Source organism: Paenibacillus vietnamensis (assembly GCF_020169515.1).
GTDB classification, from domain to species: Bacteria; Bacillota; Bacilli; order Paenibacillales; family Paenibacillaceae; genus Pristimantibacillus; species Pristimantibacillus vietnamensis.
Genome location: NZ_JAHMHW010000022.1, coordinates 36,109 through 60,885, shown reverse-complemented (window position 1 = coordinate 60,885; position 24,777 = coordinate 36,109). Strand labels below are relative to the sequence as shown.

At 55.2% G+C, this 24,777-nt stretch carries 24 protein-coding genes; 19 read left to right on the top strand and 5 right to left on the bottom strand.

The window, feature by feature from the left end:
- The first annotated feature begins 2 nt into the window (after positions 1-2).
- The gene (locus KP806_RS24665; protein ID WP_224726416.1) at positions 3-2,057 is read left to right on the top strand and encodes an MMPL family transporter; all 2,055 of its coding nucleotides are present in this window, start codon (positions 3-5) and stop codon (positions 2,055-2,057) included.
- A gap of 21 nt (positions 2,058-2,078) precedes the next feature.
- Here the strand turns inward: KP806_RS24665 and KP806_RS24660 are convergent, their stop codons facing one another.
- The gene (locus KP806_RS24660; RefSeq protein WP_224726415.1) at positions 2,079-3,230 is read right to left on the bottom strand and encodes a ParB/RepB/Spo0J family partition protein; all 1,152 of its coding nucleotides are present in this window, start codon (positions 3,228-3,230) and stop codon (positions 2,079-2,081) included.
- 304 nt (positions 3,231-3,534) lie between these two features.
- Between KP806_RS24660 and KP806_RS24655 the strand changes: the two genes are divergently transcribed.
- The 4 genes from KP806_RS24655 to KP806_RS24640 all read left to right on the top strand — a co-directional run bounded on the left by KP806_RS24655 (position 3,535) and on the right by KP806_RS24640 (position 7,195).
- Positions 3,535-5,127 (top strand): plastocyanin/azurin family copper-binding protein, encoded by a 1,593-nt coding sequence (locus KP806_RS24655; RefSeq protein ID WP_224726414.1) that lies wholly within the window; start codon positions 3,535-3,537, stop codon positions 5,125-5,127.
- Positions 5,128-5,131: 4 nt separating this feature from the next.
- Positions 5,132-5,806 carry a plastocyanin/azurin family copper-binding protein gene (locus tag KP806_RS24650; RefSeq protein ID WP_224726413.1) on the top strand — a complete coding sequence of 225 codons (675 nt, stop codon included), beginning with the start codon at positions 5,132-5,134 and terminating at the stop codon, positions 5,804-5,806.
- A gap of 80 nt (positions 5,807-5,886) precedes the next feature.
- Entirely contained in the window at positions 5,887-6,456 is a 570-nt protein-coding gene (locus KP806_RS24645) for an RNA polymerase sigma factor (protein WP_224726412.1), read from the top strand.
- Between the two features lies 1 nt (position 6,457).
- A complete protein-coding gene (locus KP806_RS24640; RefSeq protein ID WP_224726411.1) occupies positions 6,458-7,195 on the top strand; it encodes an anti-sigma factor in 738 nt (245 codons plus the stop codon).
- Between the two features lie 363 nt (positions 7,196-7,558).
- Here KP806_RS24640 and KP806_RS24635 read toward each other — a convergent pair whose 3' ends face one another.
- The gene (locus KP806_RS24635; RefSeq protein WP_224726410.1) at positions 7,559-8,221 is read right to left on the bottom strand and encodes an AlkZ-related protein; all 663 of its coding nucleotides are present in this window, start codon (positions 8,219-8,221) and stop codon (positions 7,559-7,561) included.
- 100 nt (positions 8,222-8,321) lie between these two features.
- On the opposite strand from KP806_RS24635, the gene KP806_RS24630 reads away from it, so the two are divergent.
- Complete coding sequence (locus KP806_RS24630; RefSeq protein ID WP_224726409.1) at positions 8,322-8,741, top strand: DUF2203 domain-containing protein; 420 nt, start codon at positions 8,322-8,324, stop codon at positions 8,739-8,741.
- Positions 8,742-8,842: 101 nt separating this feature from the next.
- Here the strand turns inward: KP806_RS24630 and KP806_RS24625 are convergent, their stop codons facing one another.
- Complete coding sequence (locus KP806_RS24625; protein WP_224726408.1) at positions 8,843-9,736, bottom strand: immunoglobulin-like domain-containing protein; 894 nt, start codon at positions 9,734-9,736, stop codon at positions 8,843-8,845.
- Positions 9,737-10,213: 477 nt separating this feature from the next.
- On the opposite strand from KP806_RS24625, the gene KP806_RS24620 reads away from it, so the two are divergent.
- The 6 genes from KP806_RS24620 (at position 10,214) to KP806_RS24595 (ending at position 14,859) form a co-directional block, all read left to right on the top strand.
- Entirely contained in the window at positions 10,214-10,987 is a 774-nt protein-coding gene (locus KP806_RS24620) for an IclR family transcriptional regulator (RefSeq protein WP_224726407.1), read from the top strand.
- Positions 10,988-11,113: 126 nt separating this feature from the next.
- Positions 11,114-11,854 carry a type 1 glutamine amidotransferase gene (locus KP806_RS24615; RefSeq protein ID WP_224726406.1) on the top strand — a complete coding sequence of 247 codons (741 nt, stop codon included), beginning with the start codon at positions 11,114-11,116 and terminating at the stop codon, positions 11,852-11,854.
- Positions 11,823-12,470, top strand: a complete 648-nt coding sequence (locus tag KP806_RS24610; RefSeq protein WP_224726405.1) for a FusB/FusC family EF-G-binding protein — start codon at positions 11,823-11,825, stop codon at positions 12,468-12,470. The genes KP806_RS24615 and KP806_RS24610 overlap by 32 nt, the downstream gene beginning before the upstream one ends.
- A gap of 84 nt (positions 12,471-12,554) precedes the next feature.
- Positions 12,555-12,959 carry a VOC family protein gene (locus KP806_RS24605; RefSeq protein WP_224726404.1) on the top strand — a complete coding sequence of 135 codons (405 nt, stop codon included), beginning with the start codon at positions 12,555-12,557 and terminating at the stop codon, positions 12,957-12,959.
- Positions 12,960-13,198: 239 nt separating this feature from the next.
- The gene (locus KP806_RS24600; protein WP_224726403.1) at positions 13,199-13,642 is read left to right on the top strand and encodes an Rrf2 family transcriptional regulator; all 444 of its coding nucleotides are present in this window, start codon (positions 13,199-13,201) and stop codon (positions 13,640-13,642) included.
- A gap of 200 nt (positions 13,643-13,842) precedes the next feature.
- Positions 13,843-14,859: an LLM class flavin-dependent oxidoreductase gene (locus KP806_RS24595; RefSeq protein ID WP_224726402.1), complete on the top strand. Its 1,017-nt coding sequence runs from the start codon at positions 13,843-13,845 to the stop codon at positions 14,857-14,859.
- 326 nt (positions 14,860-15,185) lie between these two features.
- Here KP806_RS24595 and KP806_RS24590 read toward each other — a convergent pair whose 3' ends face one another.
- Positions 15,186-15,827 (bottom strand): M15 family metallopeptidase, encoded by a 642-nt coding sequence (locus KP806_RS24590; protein ID WP_318153792.1) that lies wholly within the window; start codon positions 15,825-15,827, stop codon positions 15,186-15,188.
- A gap of 168 nt (positions 15,828-15,995) precedes the next feature.
- Between KP806_RS24590 and KP806_RS24585 the strand changes: the two genes are divergently transcribed.
- The 4 genes from KP806_RS24585 to KP806_RS24570 all read left to right on the top strand — a co-directional run bounded on the left by KP806_RS24585 (position 15,996) and on the right by KP806_RS24570 (position 19,815).
- A complete protein-coding gene (locus KP806_RS24585) occupies positions 15,996-16,442 on the top strand; it encodes a MarR family winged helix-turn-helix transcriptional regulator (RefSeq protein ID WP_224726401.1) in 447 nt (148 codons plus the stop codon).
- A 37-nt stretch (positions 16,443-16,479) separates the two neighbouring features.
- A complete protein-coding gene (locus KP806_RS24580) occupies positions 16,480-17,463 on the top strand; it encodes a ring-cleaving dioxygenase (RefSeq protein WP_224726400.1) in 984 nt (327 codons plus the stop codon).
- 171 nt (positions 17,464-17,634) lie between these two features.
- Positions 17,635-18,873 carry a TraB/GumN family protein gene (locus KP806_RS24575; protein WP_224726399.1) on the top strand — a complete coding sequence of 413 codons (1,239 nt, stop codon included), beginning with the start codon at positions 17,635-17,637 and terminating at the stop codon, positions 18,871-18,873.
- Between the two features lie 177 nt (positions 18,874-19,050).
- Entirely contained in the window at positions 19,051-19,815 is a 765-nt protein-coding gene (locus KP806_RS24570) for a hypothetical protein (RefSeq protein WP_224726398.1), read from the top strand.
- 5 nt (positions 19,816-19,820) lie between these two features.
- On the opposite strand, the gene KP806_RS24565 is transcribed toward KP806_RS24570, so the two are convergent.
- Positions 19,821-20,321 (bottom strand): DinB family protein, encoded by a 501-nt coding sequence (locus KP806_RS24565; RefSeq protein ID WP_224726397.1) that lies wholly within the window; start codon positions 20,319-20,321, stop codon positions 19,821-19,823.
- Between the two features lie 176 nt (positions 20,322-20,497).
- On the opposite strand from KP806_RS24565, the gene KP806_RS24560 reads away from it, so the two are divergent.
- The 3 genes from KP806_RS24560 (at position 20,498) to KP806_RS24550 (ending at position 24,772) form a co-directional block, all read left to right on the top strand.
- Positions 20,498-20,950, top strand: a complete 453-nt coding sequence (locus KP806_RS24560; protein ID WP_224726396.1) for a DUF4362 domain-containing protein — start codon at positions 20,498-20,500, stop codon at positions 20,948-20,950.
- A gap of 299 nt (positions 20,951-21,249) precedes the next feature.
- Positions 21,250-22,596 carry a glycosyltransferase family 2 protein gene (locus KP806_RS24555; protein ID WP_224726395.1) on the top strand — a complete coding sequence of 449 codons (1,347 nt, stop codon included), beginning with the start codon at positions 21,250-21,252 and terminating at the stop codon, positions 22,594-22,596.
- Positions 22,597-22,936: 340 nt separating this feature from the next.
- Entirely contained in the window at positions 22,937-24,772 is a 1,836-nt protein-coding gene (locus tag KP806_RS24550; protein WP_224726394.1) for a cache domain-containing sensor histidine kinase, read from the top strand.
- Positions 24,773-24,777 lie beyond the last annotated feature (5 nt).

Genomic DNA, 24,777 nt, shown 5'->3' with positions numbered 1-24,777 from the left:
CGATGGTAATGGAACGGCTGGCACGTTTGTCCTTCCGGTTTCCGCTCGGAATGATACTGCTGTGGTGCGCCGCGCTGATCGTTGCGGCGCCATACGCCTTCAGGCTCGTCACTGTGCTCGGGGATCACGGGCTGACGCCGCAAGGCCAGTACGCAGAAGTGCAGCGCATGCTGGCCAAGAGCTTCGGCATACCGGATGAGCCGGTTATGCTGTTGTTCGAGAAAGCGGAGGGCGTGTCCGATGGGGAGCTCCGGCGATTTATCCGTCAAGCGCTGAATGCGGCCGGGCATGTTCCCGGGCTGACGAGTGCGGCATCGCCGCTTGAGCGGCCGGACATGGTGAACGGAAATTACGCGTATGCCTTGTTAACGGAGGCGGTACCCTCGAGCCGGATGAAGGACACGCTGGAGCTCCTGCGCAGGTCGCTTCCCGGGCACCAGGATATTTCCATCCGGATCACGGGCAAGCCCGTCGTCCAGACGGACGTGAACGCGGCGAGCCATGCGGACTTGTTCCGTGCCGAGTTGTTCGGGCTTCCGGTCGCGTTTCTCGTCATGCGGCAAACGCTGAAGGGCTTCGCCGCCGCTTTGCTTCCCATTCTGACGGGCATTTCGGCAACCTTACTCGCGATGGGTTTTCTCTATGCGCTCGGCGCAAAAGGGGTGGAGCTTTCCAGCTTCGTCATAAACGTCATTCCGATGGTGGGGCTTGCGCTCAGCATCGATTTTGCGCTTATGCTCGTCAGCCGGTTCCGCGAAGAGCTGGGAAGGAGCAGTCCGGACGCCGCCTTATCGGCTGCGATGCGGACAGCGGGGCGGGCGGTCGTCGTATCGTCGGCTTGCGTTTTTTTGGGGCTGCTGAGCTTCGTCTGGATCCCGCTGCCGATGTTCTCGTCGATCGCGCTTGGGGCAATGGCCGTGCTGACGGCGTCGGTGGTGCTGACGTTCACGCTGCTGCCGGCGCTGCTGGCTTTTGCCGTACCCCATCTCCGTCCGGACGGGAAGCCGCAGCCAGCGGCAGCCGGGCAGCCGCCCGTCAGGCACGCGTTTTCCCGCGCCGTCGCGAACCGGGCAGCCGCTGCTGCGCTGCTGTCGGCTGCGCTGCTGGCTGCCTGTCTGCTGCCGCTTGGCGGCATGCGCCTCGTCGTTCCGGACGACTCCTCGCTGCCGCCAGCCTATGAATCGCGTGCCGCCGCGCAGACGTACCGGATTTATTTTGAACCGCCGTCTACCTCCCGGATCTGGATCGTTGCCGAAGGCGAATTAACGGGGGACGGCCGGGAAAAAGAAGCAGGCTTGCTCCTATGGCGTCTGGAAGAGGATCCCGCGGTACTGCGAGTGCAGGCGGCGGCGCTATCCACGGACGGACTGCTGCTGCAAGCGACGATTCGGGGAGCTCCGTCGTCGGCGGAAGCGAGAAGCTGGGCTAGGGAGTGGGGCAAAGCAGGGGAGAAAGGGCCGCTGCCGTTTATGGTAGGGGGAGAGGCGAAGTACGAGCAGGAGGTGTTCGACCGGATCGGGCAAAGCGCAGGATATGTGCTGCTCTTGCTTTTCGCCTCCAATTTTGCGGTACTGCTGCTCGCCTTCCGCTCCGTCGTCATTGCCGTAAAAACCATCCTGATGAATCTGCTTACGATCGGCGCTTCTTTCGGCCTGTTAACCTGGCTGTTCGAAAATGGGCGCTTCGGCCTTGAGCCGGGCGGCATCGCCGTCATGATTCCCGTGTTTGTATGCGGGCTCGTGTTCGGCATCAGCATGGACTACGGGGTGTTTCTCGTTTCACGCATCTATGAGGAATACCGGAAAACCGGGGACAACGACTATGCGGTCGTGGCCGGCCTCGGCGCGACGGGCCGGATTATTACGTCGGCGGCGGCCATCATGATCGCCGTAACGGCGCCGTTCGCGTTCGGGCAGGTGGCTGGCGTGAGGCAGCTCGGCATCGGCATTGCCGCGGCCATTCTGATCGATGCGACGCTGATCCGGCTTGTTCTCATGCCGTCGCTCATGGTGCTGCTGGGCAGGTGGAATTGGGGGGCGCCGCGGCATCGCAGGTAAGGCGCCGGTACTCGGCACTCGCTACAGCTTAACGGATCCGGCGGCAGCCGCCGATTCTTTGGCAAGCTCACGAACGGCTTTCCATTCCGAAAGGTGCCGCTCAAGATTGGCGATGAACGCATCAACCTCGTTCACGAACGGCTCCTGCTCGCCTGCGGGGATGGCGCGCGCGGATTGCAGCACCTCGGACGGCAGCTCGCTGAACGCCGGAATTGCCGCCGCAAGCTGACGAAGCTTCAGCGCGATAGGCGCTGCCGCGGCACGCGCCGGTTGGCCTTCCGCCGGCTGCACCGGCGCAGTCGCGGCCTGAAACACCGCTGCTGCAGGCTGCGGTTCCGTCATTGCAGGGGATGCAACCGCTGCCGCTTCCGTCTGCGTCGCCGTTTCCGCCGCTTCTGCCGCCGGTGCCGTTTTTGCCGCTTTCGCAGGCGCCTTCGGCTCCGCGGCAGGCTTTGCCCGCTCGGCTTTGTTCTGCTCGAACGTGGCCCAGGTTTCGATGAGGCCGCTGCCGGTTTTGAACAACAGCTTGTCCTTGGTGCTGTCCGAGATCGATTTGTCCTTGAACAGCTTTGCGATCTTCTTCACGTCGCTTACCGGCAGCTCGTCCCGGGCCGCAATGAGCGCAAGCGGGTCGCGGTGCTCGATCGGCAAATCCTTCAGCGGCAGCAGCTGGCCCTCGGTCAGCCTGTCCTTGCGGATCTCGGTGCCGCCGACGATCAGCTTTTTTACCGCATTGCCGAATTTGAGCAGCTCGCATTTGTTTTTGATGTAGCTCTCCGGCTTGCCGAGCTTGCCCGACAAAAACTTGACGGAGCAGCTGAATTTCGATTCGTTCATGAGCTTATGGAAAGCCTCGGCTTCCTCGATCGGCGAGAAGCCTTCCCGCGTCAAATTCTCCGCAATTTGCTCCAGATAAATTTCCGTTTCGTCCGTCGCCGCTGAAATAATGCAGGGGATCGACTTGAGTCCCAGCATTTTGCTGGCTTTGTAGCGGCGGTTCCCGTAGATGATTTTGTACCGTCCGTTCCCCGTCGTGCGAACCTTGATCGGCGACAGCAGGCCAAGCTCCGCGATGCTCTTCATCAGCTCTTCGAGCGCCTCCCCGTCGAACTGGTAGCGCGGCTGATCCGTATCCTCGTCTATGAATCTCATTTCGATGTTGGTAATGTCCATATCTGGTCTCCTTCGGTATGGTGGTTTTCCTATTATATCGCATGGGCGGGGATGAGCAAATGAGCCGGACAGCCTCAATGCCGCTTGGTTACTCGAGTTCAGCTCTCGCTCAGCGCCGGATTGCCTGGTTGTTTGCGGCGCGTTCAGCGGACCGTGAATCCGCTATTTTTGGAGAAAACGCTCTATTAGCGGGGGGCGAGGACAGAGGATACGTTATGGCAAATTTTTTTATTTTCGCGTCAAACCGTTCTTTCTCCCTCATCGTTATCTCTATATGAACCTATGAAAAAGGGAGGAAATGATTATGTTATCGCATTTGAAAAAAATAGCTTTAATCTCCGCCATGTGTTTGACGTTCGTTGCGGGACCGCTCGGCACGGCGTCCGCGGAAGCGGGGGCGGGCATCCGATCCGACGCCGACACGGCGTTCGGGCTGGGCCTGCTGATCGGCGACGGTTCCGGCATGAGCGAGGCTTATCTGAGCAAAAGCTCGACGAGAATGCAGGCCGCCATCATTTCACTCCGGCTGAACGGCAAGCTGCAGGAGGCGCAGGCTTTCACCGGCGGCACGACGTTCTCGGACGAAGGAAGCGCGGGAAAGGCTAACCGGCCCATACTGGCCTACCTGAAGAACCATCCGGAGCTGGGCTGGCAGGGCACCGGCGGCAACCGTTTCGAGCCGAATACCCGAATCAGCTCCCGGCAATTGTACAAGGTGCTGCTGGAAAACCTCGGCTACCGGTCCAGTCAGGACTTTGCTTACCGGGATACGGAGCCGTTTGCCGCAACGCTGGGCATAGACCGCATCGCCGGGAATACGTCCCTGGTCAACGCGCATTTGGCAACCGCGATCGTCGAAGCTTTATCGGCCGGTACGAAGGAAGGCGGCACGCTGTTCGATTCGCTGCAGGCAAGCGGCGTCATTGCACCGGGTGCGGAGCTGCCGCAGGGGGAGAGAATCGAGCTTGGCCGCAATGAAAAGCTGGGGACTTATTTTACCGATCAAAACGACCGCGCGCTCTACTTTTTCTCGAAGGATGCGGAGGACGTTAATTCCTGCACGGCGGATTGCCTGAAAAACTGGCCTGTCTTCTACAGCGAGCACCTGCAAATTCCGGCCTGGCTGGATAAAGCCGATTTCGGAGTGTTGACCCGCACGGACGGCACGAAGCAGCTTACCTATAAAAACTGGCCTCTCTATTATTTCGTAAAGGACAGCAAGGCAGGAGACGTGACCGGCGAAGCGGTAGGCGGAGTCTGGTTTGCGGCGAAATCCGATTATGCGGTTATGATCGGCGCATCAAAGACGGCGGGCCTCTACTTGACGGACGATTACGGCCGGGCGCTCTACTATTTCGATAAGGATCCGCGCGGAAGCAGCGTCTGCGAGGGCAATTGCCTGGTTAACTGGCCGGCGTACTCGACTACGGCAGCCGGCGTCCCGACTACGGTGGACGCAGATGACATCGGCACGGTTACCCGCTCCGACGGAAGCAAGCAAGCCTCTTTCAAAAGCTTCCCGCTCTATTATTTCATTAAGGACAAAGCGCATGGCGATTTGTTAGGGCAAGGTGTGGGAGATGTCTGGTTCACGGTCGACCCGGCCAAATTCGAAGGAACGAGCGCGTCGGCGGAAATGAAGACGTACCGGATCGACATCAAGGAGTTTTCGTTCGGCACCGAGCCGCTTACGATAGAAGCAGGATCGAAGGTGATTTTCACGAACCTCGACGAAATGAAGCATAACGCGGTTGCGCTGGACGGCTCCTTCTCCGTACCGCTGCTGGCCAAAGGCGACTCCTTTACCGTCACCTTCGATCAGCCGGGAACCTATAATTATTTCTGCGAGCCCCATAAGGCGTTTATGACGGGGCAAATCATTGTAAAGGGAGGGTGAGGCCATGAGAAGGAAAGCCCGCATCTATAGCTGGCTTGTTCTAATGCTTTGTCTTCTGTTTGCAGCGGGCTGCGGGGCGTCGACGGATGCTCCGGCGGCAGGGCAGGCGCAGGAAACGCCTCAGTCATCCGCAGCGGCAGCTCCTTCGGCAAGCCCTGAAGCCTCGGACGGGCACGGCGCTCATGCGACGACGGAAGCGGCGGGTACGGCCTCTCCTTCGTCAAGTCCGGAGGCAACGGCGGCTTCGACGGAAAAACCGGAGCGGACCGAAAAGCCTGAAAAAACCGAGAAACCCGAGAAAACCGAAAAGCCTGAAAAAACGGACAAGCCGCATCAGTCGGACAAGCCGTCCGCAGCGCCGTCTGCGAAGCCGACGCCAAAGGCTTCCGAGGCACCGGCGCCGGCAACCGCCAAACCGGCGGAGAAGGCGACCGCTCATACGGTCGAAATTACGAACTTCGCTTTCTCGCCGGAGACGCTGGAAATTTCCAAAGGCGATACCGTAACTTTTATTAACAAAGACGAGGTCAGCCACACGGCTACCGCGGATGACGGGTCGTTCGACACCGGTTTGCTGGCGCAAAAGGAAAGCAAGACGGTAACCTTCAACAAGACCGGGGAGTTCGGCTACTATTGCCAGCCCCATCCCGGCATGCGGGGAACGATCGTCGTGAAATAAGAAGTGCGGGAGCAGCTGTTCACGGCTGCTCCCTCTTCTGATAAGATGAACAAAACAAGCCTGTCGTGGAGGGCTATTCGATGAATAATCTGACCGATCACGAGCTGATGCAGCTCATCCGGAAGGGCAGGAATAAAGCGCTGTCCGTTCTCTATGACCGGTATGGGGCGCTTGTATATTCCTTCGCCTATAAAGCGGTCCGGGACGAAGCCGCCGCGAAGGATATCGCCCAGGCGGTGTTTATGCGGCTGTGGACGACGGAAGCGGAATACAACCCCGAGAAGGGACGTTTTACGAGCTGGCTGTTGACGTTAACCCGCAACATCACGACGGACTTTATCCGCAAACAGCGAAGAAACGCCAGCGGTCTCGTTCAGCTGACGAAGGAAAGGCTTCTGGAGCTGCCCGACACTCATGCGCTGTCGCCCGAGGAGCATGTCGTCCGCGATTCCGTGCGGGAGCAAATTCAGCAGGCTTGCCTGCATTTATCCAAGCAGCAGAAGACGCTGCTCGAGCATTTTTACTGGCAGGGGTATAGCTTAAGCGAGCTGTCGCAGCTGTACGACCAGCCGCTTGGAACTATAAAGAACAGGCTTCATCAGACTTTGAAAATATTACGAAGGCATCTGGCGGCAAAGGGGGAGCTATGAGATGAGCGGCGAAACGAACATCAACGATTGCGGCGGATTGCTCGACTACATATCCGGCGCCTGCACAGAAGAGGAAAAAGCGGCATTCGAAGCTCATTTGCAAAGCTGCGGCTCCTGCAGGCAGGAGCTGGCCGAATGGCAAATCGTATGGGAGGCGCTGCCTACGGATATGGATCTGCTCGAACCTCCGCGGGATTTGAAGGAACGGATTATGACAGCGGCCAAGGCCGCGCCAAGGCGCAGGGGGTCAAAAGTCAGCGGCTGGAGGAAGCCGGCGCTTGCTGTCGCGGCGGCGGCGGTTGTTTTTTGCGCCGGAACGCTGTGGCCTAATCCCTGGATAGAGCGGGAGCCGGCCGTGCCGACGATTGAGCAGGCCTTGGAAGTACCGGCCTCCCAGATCGTACAGCTGAACATGCTGAAGGCGGAGCCCGGCGGGAAAACCAATGCGTACGGCGTCGCCTGCATTGTCGATAACGGGCAAAGCAGGCAGTTCGTCGTCTATGTGTTCGGGGCGCAGGAGACCAAGGATGAGGAGGCCTACCAGGTGTGGCTTGTCCGGGACGGAGTGCGCACAAGCGCGGGCACGTTCCGAGTCGATGACAAAGGCGTCGGCCTGCTGACGATGGCGGTCGGTGCCGAGGAGCTGGCTTACGACCGGATCGGCATTACGCTGGAGCCCGACGAGTGGGGCGACCGGCCGCGCGGCCCGAAGGCGTTCGGAACGGAAGCTGTGCTGTAAGTTTATTATTGTTGCGGATGAGGCAGGCGGTAGGCGGGAGGTTGTCAGCGTTCTGCTGTATAAAGTACATCCAAAACCTTACATGGCGTGCTCAGGCGCAGCTTCTGCTGCATTCCCTGCAGTAGAAGCTGGTCATAATCAGGTGCAGCTGCGAATCTCCGGTGCTTCTGTTGCAAAAACTGCAGCAGAGCACTCCGCCATACAACCTCACTCGTCTTCTGATGCAAAACGTGCATTCCAGCTGCGAGAGGAAGCCGACATTGACGGCAACATATACTAGCAGGGCCATCCGGCAGCGATCGATTCGTCGAGCCAGTTGGCCCTTTTTATTATTTGACTCCTAAAGGCGTGCCGGCTCCCGGCTCACCACCCCAGCTTTTTGCCCAAATACTTCATCGCTTTCTCCGAACAAACGCCGCTTAATTCCTCCTGTACCGCTGCCCGGATGTCCGCGAGCTCCCGCTGCGGATCGGTCTGTCTGCCCAGCGTCTCCTGCAGCCAGTGCTCGGAGCTTTCGAAGCACATGCTGCTCCAGCCTCCCTCGAAATCGGCCTCCTGCGCCCCCGTAATGACGATATCCGCAAAATTTTGCAGCTCGACAAGCGCCTTCTCATACTCCTTCTTCTGCTCGTTGTCCGTCAGGCCGGACGCCTTGCGCAATTGGCGGGAGTCGATTGTGCCGGCCTCCGCGATGATCGAATACAGATGGATGGCGTGCTGCGACATCATGCCGTCCCTGTACCTTTCCTGAGGGCTTTTGCCCTTCGCCAGCAGCGCTCTGACGGAAGGGAACAGCTCCGTTTGGATAAACGTCAGCTTGGAACCGAAAAATTTCGCATAAGCCGCATGCTCGTCCTTAACGACCCGGACCCGCCACAGCCAGGGATCAAGCTCTGTGCCGGTATGCCAGGCGTTATCGGCGGTAATCGCCGTCAGCGAAGGGTGATCGGGGATCAAATCGGAAAACGGAAAAATTTTATAGTGTTTTATCTGCTGAATAAACTCGGAATAGGTTGAAATTGGCATGCGTTCACCTCTAATATAGATTCATAACCCATTCTAGTATTGCCTGCTACTATCCTGCTATAGACCATAGCCAAAATTAATATAAAAGGAGTGATCAATCGTGGTCAAGAAGCTGTTCACGCTGGAGGAAGCGAACGCGCTGCTGCCGCGGCTGAAGGAGGATCTTCGGCAGCTGCAGGACGCATCCGGCAAGTTTGAGACGCTGCTGCTGGAGTACCAGAAAATGAAAGCGATTCACAAGCAGGCGTTTCAGTCGCCTGACGGGAAGCATGACCCTTTTTTCGAAACGGAAAGCCGACTGGAATTTATGAAAATGGAAACGGATCTCCTCATTGAAAATTTCAAGCGCAAAGGCGTGCTGCTCAAAATGGTCAGCCCCGGCCTGATCGATTTTCCGGCCGAGCTGGACGGGGAAGAGGTGCTGATCTGCTGGAAGGAAGGCGAGGAGAGAGCCACCCACTATCACGGCTGGAACGACGGGTTTGCCGGACGCAAGCCGTATCCGGAGGAAGGGAATTGAACGGCCGGCCAGCTTAATGCCGGCTCTGCTCCGATTCTCGGCCGCAAATATAAGACTGTAGACGCACACTGTCGCAGTCTTTTCTTTTTTGTCTGAGAAAACTACCGTATTTCGAAGTCAGCCGCCAGCCGCGTGCTTAAGTCGGTTTCGTATCCGTCGAAGCTTTTGGCGATGCGATATTTCCCGGGAGAGAGGCTGTTAGGCAGGAAAACCTTCTCCTCGAAGGTTTTGCCTGGGTCCAGCTGGATCCCGATCGCGTCGACTGCCCGTTCGTCGTCCGGCACGATCGTCCAGCCCTCCTTCTCCAGGCGGTAGATCGAATAGCCATATCCGAAAAACAAAGAGGCCGGACCTGCATTGTACAAGCGGAGAAGGGTTTCGCCGGATCCTTTTGCCGGAGCATCCACTGTCAGCTTGACGTTCAGCTCATGATACGGGACATACAGCGGGGTTAAAAAGGTATCCTCGACCTTCCCGTCGGCCGTCAAAATTTCAATGCTCAACAAATAGTTTACGTTCGCTTCCGTGGGCAGCTTGGCCGTAAAATCAGCCCGCCCGTATACGGGATCCCCTTCCGCCGCCGTGTATTCTTCGATTAACTCCTTCCGTTTGCCGGCCTCATCCCGGCTCGTCAGCTGAAACCGGACGGACCTGTCCTTCGGCACTTCGTTTAAAGCGGCGCCGACCGTGCTGCCTGCTTCTTGTTCCCCGGCAGAAAACGAAGCGATAAGATTAAAGCCGCCGTCTCCTTCGAACCATTTTCCGGTACGCGGCCCGTAATCGCCGGCTGCCTCCAGCCCCTTGTCGCGCGGCAGCATGCCGGATTGCCGGATCGTATCTGTATTTCCGATAGTGCTGGAAAGCGCCGCGATGGCGGGATCGGCTTCCCGCGGCCGTTCCGGCGGCTGCTCGCTGGCTCCGCCTTTAGCCGAATGTCCGCATGCGGTCAGCATGAACGACAGGACAATCGCGAGAATAAGCATCAACTTTCGCATAACAGACATCGCCTCCTGGATGAGGGGGTTCGTAAATTCGACTGGCCTGCATGTCGGATTGTACTTGCTGCATGATGGATTCTATTTGCTATATGTAGAGACGTTTGCGACGGGAGAATGGTTACAGCAGTATTCGAGTTTCAGTTTGCTGAATAAACGAATAAATGGATTTTGTACATCTAATTTCAGCTTTTTCCCCCAACTAACTAAAATAACTGTATGGAGTGTATATAAATCGACGAATAACCGTGATTTTGGGCAGTTGGTGCGAATTAAATACATCAAATCCAGCTACTTCACCAAAGATGGATGCCTCCTCAAAAATAAGGGTATCCAATCCAGTTATTTTGTTGACAGGCACAGCTCAAAAAAGCCGCTTATCCCGCAAAGCCTGCGGATTTACGATTGCCGCACGAATATGAGATGATAGAGGCATAAGGCGGACCAACGCATTCAGCCGGAGAAAGGGGGAAGCGAATGTCAGGCGTCATAACCAAGGCGATTCAAATGCTGGATCTGCTGCTGCCCCAAGGGACCGAGAAGGAAATGAGCGTGACCGAAATCAGCCGCGAGCTCGACATGCCGGTGCAAAGCGTTCATCGCATTTTAGGCTCATTGGTGGAACACGGCTTTGTCTCGCAAAATGCGAAGACGAAGAAATATAAGCTCGGCCTATCGATTATGAAATACGGCTTTCTGATGTGGGACAGCTTGATGCTGCGCACCGTAGCCCGGCCTTTCATGGAGGAGCTGTCGCACAAGACGAAGGAGACGGTTTACCTGGCCACGCGCGAAAATGCGGAGGGCGTCTATATCGATTCGGTCGACTCGCCGCAAATTTTAAAAATCTCCGAGCCGATCGGCCTGAAGCTGCCTCTCTATATTGGGGCGTCGAACCGGGTCATTCTCGCTTACCTTCCCCGTAAAGCGCAGGAAGCGTTATTGGACGGGGCGGATTGGGAGCGGGCGCCGTCGCTGAAGCCGCTGACCCGGTCCTATATCGAGTACGAAATTTCACTCATCCACGAACGCGGCTATGCGATGACGGACGGAGAGGCGACCGAAGGCACGACCGGCATCGGGGCGCCGATTTTCTCCTATGAGAACACGGTGATCGGCTCCTTGAACGTGGCGGGCCCGACGCTCCGGTTCACGGAAGAGACGATCGAGCGGAACAGCCAGCTTGTCAAAAAATACGCCGAGCGCATCTCGAACGAGCTCGGATACCGCTATAGGCTGAACCGCAGCTAGCAAGCGGATTATGCCAAAATAAATTTCAGTTTTCCCGATATTCGGGAAATTCCCATTCATTATCCTGAATAACGGGATTATAATCATTGTCAAAAACCGTGCGAAGGTACGGAAGGAGACGGGACAATGAGAATCCTGGCTTTTAGACATTTTGATTTTGACGATGATTATGCGTTTGCTTCTTGGGCAAGGAAGGGCGGCCATCGCCTCGAGGTCCGCGATCCGGCTCTGGGAGTGCGCCGGGAATGGCTGGACGGCCTGGATCTGCTGATCGTATGCGGCGGGCCGATGAGTGTGTACGAAGATGCCGCATATCCGTGGCTTGCGGAGGAGAAGATGTTCGTGAAGCGGGCGGTCGACCGCGGCATCAAGGTGCTCGGCATTTGCTTCGGCGCTCAGATGCTGGCGGAGCTGCTCGGCAGTCCCGTGTTCCGCAATAGACACAAGGAAATCGGCTGGCACCGCGTATTCCGTACGGAGGAATCCCATCCGTGGCTGGAAGGGCTGGACGCTGAGTTCGTCTCGTTTCAGTGGCACGGCGATACGTTTGAGCTGCCGGAGGAGACAAGGCTGCTGGCTTACTCGGAGGCTTGCAGGGTGCAGGCTTTTTCCTATCGGGAGCATGTGCTGGGGCTGCAATTCCATCTCGAGACGACGCCGGCCTGCATGGAGGAAATGTTCAGGCATTGGTCCGCAGAGCTGGCGGACGCGCCTTATATTCAATCGGAAGAGCAAATTCGCCGGGAATCCGGCAGAAGCGGGCAGTCCGTCGATGCGCTTCACCGCATTTTGGACCGGATCGGCGCGCAAGGGGCTGTCCCGAAGGAGGAGCAATATGGAGAGGTTTATCCAAAACCATCAATTTAATGCCATAAAACGGCATACCGAAACGGTGCAGAAGACATACAATACGATCGCGGACCGGAAAGTTATTGAGGCGGTTAAATATTCGGCGGAAACCCATGTGAAGGAGCTGTTTCCCGTACTGGCGGAGGAGCAGTGGCTTCTGCTTGAGCCGTTGTTCGCGCGCAAGAGCAAGATCGAATACGAGGAAGCGCTGAGTGCGGTTGCCGCCTTCGTGCTGCCGTTTCCGGACGTCACGGAGGCCGGTCTCAAAAAATTGTTTCCGAAGGTGAAAAAACTGAAGGCGCCCGAGCTGGCGGCAGTGAATTTCGCCGCGTTAACTTATTTGGGCTGGGTCGACGGCGGTTCCTCCAAGCTGTACATCGTTTATGAGCACGCGGCTAGGCTCGTCGGGGTGGAAGCGAGACTGACGCCGACGGGCAGCAAAGGCGTATGCTCGCTCTGCAGCAGGCATGCGGAGGTCGGGCTTGTAACGGCGGTTTCCAAAGCGAGATCCGCAAGCAATCCGGATTATTACAAGGCGGTCGGCAACTATATGTGCGTCGACAGCACGGCTTGCAACAAGCAAATTACGGACCTGTCGTACTTGGAGAGGTTTATCGGGGAGATCGTGGACTGATCAGGAAAAACTGTAAAATAAACCGTTTACAGAACGTTTGTTCTATTGTATTATATTTCCAAAAGCCGAAGGAGTTGTGGGAATATGATCAATAAAATCGAATGCGCCTATGTGCCGGTATCGAATCCGGAGAAATCCGCGGAATGGTATGAAAGGGTGCTCGGCATGAAGCTCCGTTCTCCCGTAGAGCCTGGGAGGGGCGCAATCATGATCATGAAAGAGGGCGGCTGGCTGTTCCTGCTGCCGAGTGAAGGGAATACGCCGATGACCTTCTCCACGACGGCCTGGGCAGACGACGGAGCTCCGTTTGAAATGTTCCCGATTTGCTTCGAAACTTCAGAGATCCGTGCCCTGTACGCTTCCTTGAAGGAAGCGGGCGCATGGGTGGAGCAGGACATCCGCGACGAGGGAAGCTGCGGCTTCCAGCTGAACTTCAAAGACCCGGACGGGAATAAGTACCAGGCGTTTCAGGCGCCCGCTGCCGGTTAGCCGCGAACTCGAACTGAATCGGCGAACCCGACTTTTATAGCATTACGATCAGGGCACCCGGCCGGGTGCCTTTTTACGTGCCTGCCGCTCACAGCCTCTAACCAGCCAAGTCCACGACAAATCGTTCACGTCATAAATCATAAAGCGGTGATTCCACTGCCTGGCCGTAATAAACGTTTGACTTTACCAACTGTATGAAATATGATTACAGTATCCTTCCTGAGAGGGAGTTGCAAAGGATGAACAGTGAATTTACGGTTGCCGTGCACAGCCTGGTGCTGCTCGCCTACCTGCCGGAGCATATGGCCAGCAGTGAGACGATCGCCCGCAACGTCGATACGAATCCGACGAGAATCCGCAAAATTATGAGCATTTTGAAGAAAAACGGTTATGTGAAGACAAAGGAAGGCATCGGCGGCGGATATATTCTGGACTGCGAGCCTGAGGAGGTTACGCTGGCGGAAATTTACCGGACGTTGTCCGGCGGGACGCTGAAGCCCCATTGGTGCTCGGGCAACCCGGAGGAATCCTGTCTCGTATCAGCCAATATTCAGAATGTCATGGACCATTTCTTCTATGAAGCGGAGCGGCATTTCGAGGCGTATCTGGAACGTAATACCCTTCAGACGGTGCTCGACCGGATCAGGCAGTGTCAGCAGAAGTACAAGCAGGAGCAGGCTTAACGGCGTAAAAGATCGCTGCGGAAGCGCAGCGGGCATCTTTTAAAATATAAGAAAGTATAAATTTAACCTTATACGATGCTTATATTTCACCGCGAAACGAGCTTATGCCGCAAAGGCGGCGTCAGCCGTTTACGCTTGCTGTTCGATATGTATAAATAATTATCACAGTTCACGTAGTCCATAGAAAATAGGTGAATTTCATGACAGCAAATCAAACCAACCACCGGGCTTTCGAGATCCCGTTCTCCGTGCTCGACGTTTCTCCGATCGTGGAGGGCGGCACGGTCGCCGAATCGCTCGCGAACACGCTGGATCTGGCGCAGCATGCCGAGAAGTGGGGCTACAACCGCTACTGGCTGGCCGAGCATCATAACGCCCCCAGCATAGCGAGCTCCGCCACTTCGGTCGTCATCGGCCATGTGGCCGCCGGAACCTCGACGATCCGCGTCGGCTCCGGCGGGATTATGCTGCCCAACCATGCGCCGCTGGTGATCGCGGAGCAGTTCGGCACGCTGGAATCGCTGTTTCCGGGCCGCATCGATTTGGGGCTGGGCCGCGCTCCAGGAACGGACGGCCTGACCGCCGCGGCACTGAGGGGGAACCGCCGGAGCAACGGCCACGATTTTCCCGAGCAGCTGGAGGAGCTGAGAGCCTATCTCGACCCGGCCGGAGCGAAGGTCGGCATGCCTGTCCGCGCGATTCCGGGCGAAGGGCTGGACATCCCGATCTGGCTGCTTGGCTCAAGCGATTTCAGCGCGATGCTGGCCGCCCAGCTGGGGCTTCCGTTCGCGTTTGCCGGGCACTTCTCACCGAACTTTACCGTGCCGGCCATGAACTTATACCGCAGCAACTTCAAGCCGTCCGAAGTGCTGGATAAGCCTCGCGGCATGGTCGCCGTTAACGTGATCGCAGCCGATACGGACGAGGAAGCGGCCTACCTCGCGACGTCCATGCAGCAGCTGTTCCTGTCCTTCATTCGCAACACGCGGGGACCGCTGCCGGCGCCCGTCAAGGATATGGAGCAGGTGTGGACGATTCAGGAGAAAGCGGCGCTTCAGCAGCAGCTGGGATCGTCGATCATCGGCGGACCGGACACGGTCCGCACTAAGCTGCAGGCTTATATCGAGTCGACCCAGGCGGACGAAATTATGGTGGCCGCGCATATTTTTGAGCACAAGGCGCGTTTGCGCTCGTATGAAATCATCTCCGAGCTATAATCAAAGGGCCGTTCAAGAAGGTTTAATCACCTTTTGAACGGCCCTTATTCACGGTAAGCTGGATTGTGGATGGGTGCCTAGTCGACGCGAATGAATTGATGGATTTTATGTCCTTATTTTTCTTTAAACGTCAAACTGCGATGAAATAACTGTAATCGTTGTATCTAATTTGCAGATGCCATCTGGATGTATGGAAAACAGAAAATTTAGATGCACCATTTCCAGTTATTTCTCGAATACGAGGAAGAAAGCCTAAATAAATACACAAAATCCAGCTATTACTCCTTCATGAAAGGATGGTCAAGATTCATGCACCAGCTTCAGCATTACTCCACGGGAGGCCAATGCCCCCTCTTTAGCTGGCGGATCGAATAACCGAAGTCCATTTGCAAATGCGGGTAGTCGGGGAAGTTGTTCCAGTCGCCGCCCCATGTGAAGCCGAGCTTCTTGGCCGCCTTAACGACCTCCATCCAGTCGGCTTCGCCGTTGCGGTTGCCGTCATATTCCATATCCCATACCACCTCGCCTTGCTTCGTCCGGAGAGCGAAGTCAATCGCAAGACCGTAATTGTGATAGGAATCTCCGCCCTTCACCTGCGTCACAACCGGTCCCTCCGTCGTGCGCCCTTTGGCGTATATCGCATCCTGCTCTTCGCTCGAGCGGAAGCCGTCGGTAATTAAAATATCGATGCCAAGCTGTTCAGTCTCTGCGATGAGTTCGTTTTGTTTGGCAAGCACGCTGGGGTGAAGTCCGGTGATTGGTACGGCGGGCGGGTTTTCCGGAACAATGTCGTTATCGGGAACGAACCGTTCCACTTCCCAGATTCCCTTCCAAAGTAGGCCCGCAGCAAGCGCCAAAATAATAAACCCCAGCACCCGGTTCCGTTTGCGTCTATTTTTTAAAACAAGCTCCGTTCGTGCCGGCGCTGCCGGCAGCGGATGCCTCGTTAAAGGATTGCGTTCGATCATGAATGGATGAGCTCCTTACAGTTTCTTTCCGCTAATATTACCACAAGGAGCGGCATGATGCCCTAGTCCAAGGTAGGGGATTTCTGGAACGGATTCGGCTGCAGCAGACGTTGACGTTTTATCAGTTTAGGATTAAACTGATGTTACAACGAAAGCCGAGGTGTTGAAATGGCTGAACAAAGTCCGCCTGAAACTGACCGGTCCGGCCGCGATAAGCGTTTAGGCTTATTGATATGGTACCGCATATCGCGCATTTATAACCAAAGCTTGAAAGAAACCGGACGTCACTTGAAGCAATGGAGCATATCCCCGGCCCAATTCGATGCGCTGGCACAGATTGGCGCACATGGACGCCTGTCGCAGCAGCAGCTTGCGGATAAGCTGTTCGTGACCAAGGGAAATATAACCCAGCTTCTAAGCAAGCTGGAGGAGTCGGGCCTCGTCAAGCGCGAGCAGCAGTGGAAGACGAAATACATTTCATTGACCGAGGCTGGCAAAGAGCTCTTCGACGGGGCCGTCCCGGAGCAGGAATGGTTTCAGGCCTCGCAATTTGACGCACTGGACCGCGAGGAAAAAAAGCAGCTGCTTGCACTGCTGAAAAAGATACAGCATTAACCATTCGCACAATTAACGAATTTAGGAGGTCATTTCAATGCAGCTGAAAGGCATTCATCACGTATCTGCGGTAACGGGCACGGCTTCGGGTAATTTTGAGTTTTATACGCAGCTGCTAGGGCTGCGTCTGGTGAAGAAAACGGTCAATCAGGACGACACCTCGGTTTACCATTTATTTTACGGGGATGAGAGAGGGAACCCGGGGACGGAATTGACGTTTTTTGAATTTCCGGTGACGGCACGCAACCGGGCGGGCACAAGCAGCATTTCTTCTCTCTCGCTGCGCGTCTCCGGCGACGCAGCGCTGCAATACTGGAAAGAGCGTTTCGAGGCGCATCAGGTGGAGCATGACGAAATTACCGAGCGTGCCGGCCGGCTGACGCTTGCTTTCAGAGATTTCGAAGGGCAGCGCCTCGTGCTGGTATCGGATGAGCGCAACAAGGGAGTACCGGGCGGCACTCCATGGGCCAAAAGCACGGTACCGGCCGAATACGGTATTCTTGGCCTCGGTCCGGTTCAGCTGACGGTACGCGATCCGGAGCCGACCGCGCGCGTGTTAACGCAGCTGATGGGCTTCCGCATGAAGGGAGCGTACCCGTCTCCGGCAGAGGGACAGCCGGACATTCTTGTATTTGAGACGGGCGAGGGCGGCAGCGGCGCCGAGTTGCATCTGGAGGAGCGGCATGACCTGCCCGAAGAGCGGCTGGGGTATGGCGGCGTCCACCACGTGGCGTTCCGCGTGGATAACGACGAAGAGCTGCGCGAATGGATTGAGAAAGTACGCGGCGTCCGGATCCCGAATTCAGGCTTTGTCGACCGCTACTATTTCCGTTCCCTTTATTTCCGGGAGCCGAACGGCATTTTGTTCGAGCTGGCGACCGACGGGCCCGGCTTCGATACGGACGAGGAGCTTGCGCATTTGGGCGAAGCTCTCGCGCTTCCCCCGTTCCTCGAGCCGCAGCGCGGGCAGATCGAGTCGCGCTTGAAGCCGCTGCATACGGCTCCGTCCGACAATTCATGAAGGCAGGATGGCCCCGCGAAAGCGGGGTTTTTCTTTTTGTCCCCGGACTCTATTCAATAAAACTAGCATGATACGAAAATAGATAAAATATGGAACGGCAGAGAGAATCTCCCGTATTACTAGAGCCCTTCCCGGGAAAACATCATTCTAATCAGAGGAGAGAGTATGTTCATGAAAAAGTTTGCGGCATTATTAGTATCCTTCGCTCTACTATTTTCATTCGTTACAAGCGTTCAGGCTGAAGCAAAGCCGATCTCGATTTGGTTAGACGATGAACCGCTGCAGCTTGGACAATCCGAACCGATCATCGAAAAAGGGACGACGCTCGTTCCCGCAAAGCTTATTCTCGAAAAGCTGGAATTCAAGGTAAGCTGGGATCAGGAGAATAAAGCGGTCATCGCCGAGAAGGCGGGTTTGGTGCTTGCGCTGTTAACCGGCCATCAGACGGCTTATATCAATAACGTTGAAAAAGCGCTGCCGGCGGCTCCGAGAGTCATCGGCGGGACGGCATACGTGCCGCTGCGCTTCATCAGTGAAGCGGCCGGCTACAAGGTTTCGTGGAACAACGCGGAGCGCGCCGCTCTGCTGGAAGAGAAGGAAGCAAGCCGCGGGTTCCTTTGGAAAACCGAACATGCAGGCAATACCGTCTATCTGCTGGGCTCCATACATATTGCAAACGAGGCGATGTACCCGCTGCGCAAGGAAATTCAGGAAGCGTATGAGTCTTCCGACTATTTGGTCGTTGAAGCGGACATCAGCAAAGCCGGCGAGCCGGCTATCCAAAAGCTCGTCGAGGAAATAAGCACCTACAAGGACGGTACGACGCTAAAAGACCATATTTCCGCGGAAACGTACGCGGAGATTGGCAAGATTTTGAAAGGCTTCGGCTTGGAGCCGAACGCTTTCGACGCGTTTAAGCCTTGGAATGTATCGTTAGGCCTGGACGGATTGACATCGCAAAAACAAGGCTTCAGCGCAGGCATCGGCATCGACGCGTTTTTCCTGCAGCAGGCGATTGCCGGCTCGCTGCCGATCATCGAGCTCGAGTCGTTTGAGCTGCAGCTCCGCATGTTCGACGGCTTCTCGGCCGAGCTGCAAGAGGAAATGCTGAAGGGCTCCATTGAGAGCTTCTATGCCGAGGATTCGGGCATCGACGAGTTATCCGATATGTGGGTCTCGGGCAACGAGGAGGAGCTGCTCGCCTTGACGAACGAAACGGCGGGCAATGAGGAGCTTTACAAGGCGATGCTTGAGGACCGCAATCTTCCGATGGCCCACAAAATTAAAGGTTACTTGAACGGCGAAAAAGGCGAAACGTATTTTGTCGTCGTAGGCGCGGCTCATATGCTTGGCGAGCACGGACTTGTTCCGCTGCTGGAGAAGGAAGGATTTACGGTTACGCGTCAATAAGGTCCGAACCGGACAGAGGGCATGCCCGCTTTATGCGGAGCATGCTCTCTTTTTTTGCGCCTTTTGCCGAGGGACCTACAAAAGTTAGAACTGCACGCTGCGGCGGCATCGGACTAAGATGGGGAAAAGAAGGAAGACGCAGCCTCATCGCAGCGTCGCTCCGTAGGGAGGATTCCTATGACAAAGCAGCAACGTACCATACAAACTCTGGATTATTTATCGGCGAAGCTTACCGGAGCCGGCGGTGTTTTTGTCCTGTTTTTGCTCGTAGCCGGCGGCGTGGATCGGGTTCAATGGTCGGAGCTGGCTCAAATGCGAATCTGGTGGATCGTCTTCTACGGATATGCCGTCGTGTTCTCTGTTTTGACGGATCTGGCGTCGCTTAAAGCGAAGCCGCATATCCGCTATCCGCTCCGCATGCTTTTGTATACCGCGGGAGGTTTGGCTCCTTTTTTCTTTTGGTTTAATGGCAATGTTTATGCCGCGTTATTCGTCGGTCTGATTGGAGTGGCTTCCGCGTACACGTTTTATGCGCTGTCCGGCACGATAAAAGGAAAATGGCCGTATTCAGGCGCAGCGGCTGTTTTGCTGCTTATAATCCTGCTTGTATTGTCGACTTCGGATTTGACGATAAAGAAGGGATGGAAAGAGGTCCGTTCCTTGCATGTTTACGAAGCAAGCTTCACCCTGCTTCATGGGGAAGTGAAAATTCCGATTGAGGCGGTTGAAGGGCAAACGGTTACTTTTGAAGTGGACTGGGGGGCTTTGGGCAGCGGAGGTTACGGAATGAGCGTGCTGGACAGTAAGGGTGACTATACGGGGATGCGCGACATCGGCTCCGGAAAGCACAGCTTCACGGCGGAGAAATCCGCCGTGTACCACATTGTGCTGTCGGGTGACCGTTTGCGCGGGAGCTTTAAGGTGAGCTGGGAAATCGAATAAGCGGATTAATAAGCCGGCGCTTCCATGCCGAAACGCTCCCACTCCTCCTTGGAGGGGCCGTATACGCCCGCGATCGGCAGCCCGGCAATGCGCATAAGGACTGTCAGCTGGCCGCGGTGGTGGATTTCATGCTTCAGAAAAAGGTAGAGAAGATATCCTTTGGTCATCTTTCTTCCGAATTGTTCGATGGTTTCGGCCAAAAGCGCATCCGTCAGCCGTGCCTGAGCGGTTTCCAAGATCGCGTCGGCCGCTGTCTTGTACGCCTGCGCGATGGTACTCGCATAGGCCGGATGCGGGCTGTCCTTTTCGGGATGCGGGACGGTCAGGCCTGCAGGCGCCAGGATTTCGCAGGCCTGAGCCAGATGCCAGGCGATTTGCCCGAGCGGCCGGCCGTCTTTCGTTGCTTTTTGCCTTAAAGAGTCATCCGCTAATGCATCCAGCAGGCGCTGGGTAGCTATCGCCTCGTTTTTGTATTCCGTAATAAAGCTTTGTACGTCAGTGAACATTTGAAATTCCTCCTTAAAATTAGCTGTTTTCTAACGGCTAACCCCATCTTACCCGGCTATTGCTGACAGCATCCTGTCAGTATTGAATACGGCTCGTTGTTTTTTTGCGAATAGTGGAACCTATAAGAAGGACTAACCGTCTGTTTAAGCAGGGAAAGATAAAAGGGGGATTGGGAATGGGATTCAAAAAATGGCTGCTGATCGGCGCGCTGCTCCTGCTGGCTTCAGGCTGCGGTGCCCGGACAGACGGGGAGGACCCTGGAGAGCCCGGGACCGGTACGAAGAAGTATGACCATGCGGTCGACGAGTCGACAGATGTGATCGACATGCATGGCCGAATAACGAATTTGGAGAAGCTGGACGCTTTTTTCGCCGGCGAGACGGACAATCAGAGATTAGTCAGATACACCATTGAAGGGGATCCGATCTTTTACGAATTGACTCGCAAGCAGGACAGTGTCGAGGTTCGTTACGATACGTCGCAGGACAAGTTCGGCTCGCCTTCGGTGAAGACATACGGGTGCGAAAGTCTGGGGAAGAAAGAAACGGAACGCGGAGTATCGTATGTGCTGACAGGCTGTGATGCGGACCGTGAAATTGAGGTGCTGACCGTCGCCGTAGAAGGATAAGGAGAGAACTTGTGGCGTTTCTTGATATCCTCAAATGGATCGCTACCTTACTAAGCTTTGCGTTCACTATCCGGAAGCTCTATCGATGGATGAGAGGGAAGCTAAACAAGCGAAAACCCACCGCGTAAGGTTGACCGCCTAACGGTGGGTTTCGCTTATGGAACCCTGCTATTGAAAACTTCATCCTTTTGTCACAATTTAACGTTAATGATGGACTTGCCGGTCCAGTATCCCCTCTTAAGCGCCACGCTCTCCGAATGCTCTATTGGAATCGAATAATTGGAGAGTGAGAGAAGAAGATGCAGCCCAAATTAATGACCGACAGGCTTCATGGCAAACGGCTTACACGTACTGCCGAACCGAATGCGGGGAAATTTTGGATAAGCCAGATTGCGGCTTTCAGTTGGCTTGCTTTCGTAATCTGGTTATCCCAGCCGTGGATCCATCAATTATCACAATCAACGGGCATGATCGCCGCCTATATGATAATTGCAGGTATCGCTTATTTCCCTGGTTATATCAGTGCATTCACATTGACCAGCTTATTAATGGACACGAAGGTGAAGCTCCCTACAGAGAACCCCTCCACTCCAGTCACCATATTAATCGCAGCCAGAAATGAAGAAATGGGAATAGGTGCATCGCTTGAACACATTGCCCGGCAAGAATATGCAGGACTTATTGAAATTATCCTCATTGACAACGGTTCTACGGATGGAACGGTGGAAGCTGCCCGGCAAACTGCGGACAGACTGGGAATGTCCCTGACTATTCTTCATGAGGAAATCCCGGGCAAGCACAATGCCTTAAACCGCGGCTTGAAGGAAGTAAACACTCCTTATTTGATTACGCTGGATGCAGATACGTACTTACATCCTAAAGCCATCCGGTTTCTGGCAGCAAAGCTGCAGAGCTCCAGCCCCGATGTCGATGCGGTTGCCGGCTCTTTGCTTGTCCAGAATAGCAGCGGCTCGTTTCTGGCCCGCATTCAGGAGTGGGAATATTATTTGAGTATCGCCTCCATCAAAAGAATGCAAAGCATTTACCAATCCACCCTCGTAGCCCAAGGCGCCTTCAGTATCTTTCGCTCGGATGCGGTCAAAGCAGCCGGAGGCTGGCCGGATTCGATCGGCGAGGATATCGTCCTGACGTGGAAATTTTTTGAAAATCATGGTCGTGTCTGCTTTGAGCCGGCCGCCGTCGCCTTTACAGAAGTTCCTGAGAAATTCATCCATTTAATCCGCCAGCGCAAACGGTGGGCGAGGGGAATGATCGAGGCGCTTAAACAAGTTTCACCTTGGAAAATCCAGAACCCGGTAAGCCGGTTTTTTACAGGACTTGATTTGGTCGTTCCTTATATCGATTTGTGCTTTTCCTTGATTTGGATACCGGGACTTATTTTATGCGCTTTCGGGTATTACGGAATCGTCGGGCCCAATTCCCTGATCGTATTACCTTTAACGCTATTTATTTTTTATGTTCTTCATCTTTATCAGAAAAGAGTGCTCGGGAAGCTCGGCATCCGTCAAAAAAGAAGCTTTGCAGGGCTGTTAGGCTTCATCTTCCTATTTCCAATGCTCATCGCCCCTGTAGCTCTATCCGGTTATGTCGAAGAGATTTTCAAACAAAAACGTGTATGGAAATAAACGTGCTGCTCAGAACTCCTTGTGAGTAGCGCTAACCAAAGTCTTTGCCGTTACAGCGGCGAAGGCTTTTTTTGTAGCTAACGAATCTGCTTCACGCTAATCGGCCTCAAAACAACGAATTGTACTTCTGCAGAACTCAGCGCACGTTATTACCCAAAATTGAACCGATTCAGGCAGCTTAACACCCAAATTAGAATTGCGCGGTTCGTTACATCTCAATAGCCGGCCTAATCGTCTAAATAGCGACTGTGCGGTTCGTCAGCGAGTAATGCTATAATACCCTCTAATGACATGACCGGGGATTAGTCCGACTAGCCCGAAGGTCGGGGAAGGTGACATCATGAAGAAAGCGGCTCTGTTTTTGCGGCATACGTTTTTGGACCGGACGATCGTGAGGACGATTCTGGTTTCTTATTTGCTCGTCAACGTCCTGCTGCTGCTGTTGCTGGGCTATTTGTCGATCAAGGATTCCACCAAAATGATGACGGACGAAATCATCCGCTCCAGCAACAAAGTGATGGAGCAGGCGGCGCTCGGGCTCAGCTTCAATCTGGAGGAATCGAAGCGCTCGCTTGTCATGCTGGCCGGCAATTATTCCGTTATTACGATGATGAAGGAGCATGACAAGATCGAAATCCCGAACAGGCTGCAGCATGAGCGGAACATCGCGGAGATCGCCCACGGCGTCAGCACCTACCAGACGCTGATCAGCGATGTGCTGATGATCGGCAAAACCGGCTACATCAACAATCTGGACGGCCGCAAAACGCTGCAGTGGGATTTCCCGTTCCTTACCCAGGACTGGGTACAGGATACGTTCCGCGCCCACCGGGAAGGAAGCTTCTTCAGCATCGGCGTGCACAAGCAGGACTATTATCTCGAAACCAACTTTACCCGTTACAACCAGCCCGCTTTATCCGTCGTCATGCAGGTGAAGGGGTATCAGGGGCAGACGCTCGGAGCCGTGATTGCGAATCTGAATTTGGGCAAAATCAACGGCATGTTCGAGCAAAGCACCTATCAGAACCGGGGCAGCATTTTCCTTGTGGATGAGAACCGCAACATTATCGTTCATAAGGATAGCGCCAAAATCGGCGAGACGCTGGAGTTCCCCTCGGAGGAGAAGCTGTACGAGCAGGCCGCCGGCCATTTTACCGAAACGATCGACGGGACGGAGACGCTGGTCATCTATCAGCCTACGGCCGTCAGCGGCTGGAAAATGATCGCGACCGTGCCGATGTCCGACATTACGGCGCAATCGCAGCCTCTCAAATCGAATTTGGCCCGTCTCTTGTATTTATGCCTAATTGCCAATACGCTGATCAGCCTGCTCATTACGCTGCGCATATCGCTGCCCGTACGGAGGCTGCTCGCAACGCTCGACCGGATGGGCGAGGACGATTCCCTGTACGTGAAGCCGCGCGACTACCGCTACCGGGAGCTCAACCATATCGGACACAAGTTCAAGGAGCTGATGGGCCGTATCGACCTGCTCATCAAACAAAATTATTTGACTCAAATCAGTTTGAAGGAAGAGGAGCTGAAGACGCTCCAATCCCAGATCAATCCTCATTTTTTGTTTAACACGCTGCAGCTGCTGCAAACGGAAATCGTCTGCGGCAACACGGAAGAATCGAATCACATCGTCTTGTCGCTCAGCAGCTTGTTCCGGTACTCGATGAAAAGGTCGGAGGAGGAGGTGGCGCTGGAGCGGGAAATCAACAACGTCAACGATTATCTGTATATTTTGAACAAAAAATATAACGGAGGCATCTCGGTTTCCTTCCGGATCCCGGACCGGAGCGTGCTCCGCTGCCGCATTCCGAAGCTGACCCTGCAGCCGATAGTCGAAAATGCCATCCGCCACGGCTTCGGCGACCATGTCCGGGAAGGGAAGATCCGGATTACAGCCGTCTCCGGCCGCAAAGGGCTGCTGCTTGTCATCGCAGACAACGGGCGGGGGATCGAGCCGTCCGAGGTTAAACGGCTGAACCGGCATGTGAACAGCCAAGGCCAGAAGTCGGACAATATCGGCCTGTACAATGTGGGACAGAGAATTAAGCTGAAATACGGGGAGGATTACGGCATCCGAATACGCAGCCGGCCTGGAAAAAGCACTTCGATATCGATCCTGCTTCCGATTCACGGCGAACCGGCATTTGACCGAAAGGAGTAAAGCTC

Bases quoted from the DNA above. Each gene is read 5' to 3' on its own strand.
- KP806_RS24665 (WP_224726416.1), top strand. From the start codon at position 3: ATGGTAATGGAACGGCTGGCACGTTTGTCCTTCCGGTTTCCGCTCGGA.
- KP806_RS24660 (WP_224726415.1), bottom strand. From the start codon at position 3,230: ATGGACATTACCAACATCGAAATGAGATTCATAGACGAGGATACGGAT.
- KP806_RS24655 (WP_224726414.1), top strand. From the start codon at position 3,535: ATGTTATCGCATTTGAAAAAAATAGCTTTAATCTCCGCCATGTGTTTG.
- KP806_RS24650 (WP_224726413.1), top strand. From the start codon at position 5,132: ATGAGAAGGAAAGCCCGCATCTATAGCTGGCTTGTTCTAATGCTTTGT.
- KP806_RS24645 (WP_224726412.1), top strand. From the start codon at position 5,887: ATGAATAATCTGACCGATCACGAGCTGATGCAGCTCATCCGGAAGGGC.
- KP806_RS24640 (WP_224726411.1), top strand. From the start codon at position 6,458: ATGAGCGGCGAAACGAACATCAACGATTGCGGCGGATTGCTCGACTAC.
- KP806_RS24635 (WP_224726410.1), bottom strand. From the start codon at position 8,221: ATGCCAATTTCAACCTATTCCGAGTTTATTCAGCAGATAAAACACTAT.
- KP806_RS24625 (WP_224726408.1), bottom strand. From the start codon at position 9,736: ATGCGAAAGTTGATGCTTATTCTCGCGATTGTCCTGTCGTTCATGCTG.
- KP806_RS24620 (WP_224726407.1), top strand. From the start codon at position 10,214: ATGTCAGGCGTCATAACCAAGGCGATTCAAATGCTGGATCTGCTGCTG.
- KP806_RS24615 (WP_224726406.1), top strand. From the start codon at position 11,114: ATGAGAATCCTGGCTTTTAGACATTTTGATTTTGACGATGATTATGCG.
- KP806_RS24610 (WP_224726405.1), top strand. From the start codon at position 11,823: ATGGAGAGGTTTATCCAAAACCATCAATTTAATGCCATAAAACGGCAT.
- KP806_RS24605 (WP_224726404.1), top strand. From the start codon at position 12,555: ATGATCAATAAAATCGAATGCGCCTATGTGCCGGTATCGAATCCGGAG.
- KP806_RS24600 (WP_224726403.1), top strand. From the start codon at position 13,199: ATGAACAGTGAATTTACGGTTGCCGTGCACAGCCTGGTGCTGCTCGCC.
- KP806_RS24595 (WP_224726402.1), top strand. From the start codon at position 13,843: ATGACAGCAAATCAAACCAACCACCGGGCTTTCGAGATCCCGTTCTCC.
- KP806_RS24590 (WP_318153792.1), bottom strand. From the start codon at position 15,827: ATGATCGAACGCAATCCTTTAACGAGGCATCCGCTGCCGGCAGCGCCG.
- KP806_RS24585 (WP_224726401.1), top strand. From the start codon at position 15,996: ATGGCTGAACAAAGTCCGCCTGAAACTGACCGGTCCGGCCGCGATAAG.
- KP806_RS24580 (WP_224726400.1), top strand. From the start codon at position 16,480: ATGCAGCTGAAAGGCATTCATCACGTATCTGCGGTAACGGGCACGGCT.
- KP806_RS24575 (WP_224726399.1), top strand. From the start codon at position 17,635: ATGAAAAAGTTTGCGGCATTATTAGTATCCTTCGCTCTACTATTTTCA.
- KP806_RS24570 (WP_224726398.1), top strand. From the start codon at position 19,051: ATGACAAAGCAGCAACGTACCATACAAACTCTGGATTATTTATCGGCG.
- KP806_RS24565 (WP_224726397.1), bottom strand. From the start codon at position 20,321: ATGTTCACTGACGTACAAAGCTTTATTACGGAATACAAAAACGAGGCG.
- KP806_RS24560 (WP_224726396.1), top strand. From the start codon at position 20,498: ATGGGATTCAAAAAATGGCTGCTGATCGGCGCGCTGCTCCTGCTGGCT.
- KP806_RS24555 (WP_224726395.1), top strand. From the start codon at position 21,250: ATGCAGCCCAAATTAATGACCGACAGGCTTCATGGCAAACGGCTTACA.
- KP806_RS24550 (WP_224726394.1), top strand. From the start codon at position 22,937: ATGAAGAAAGCGGCTCTGTTTTTGCGGCATACGTTTTTGGACCGGACG.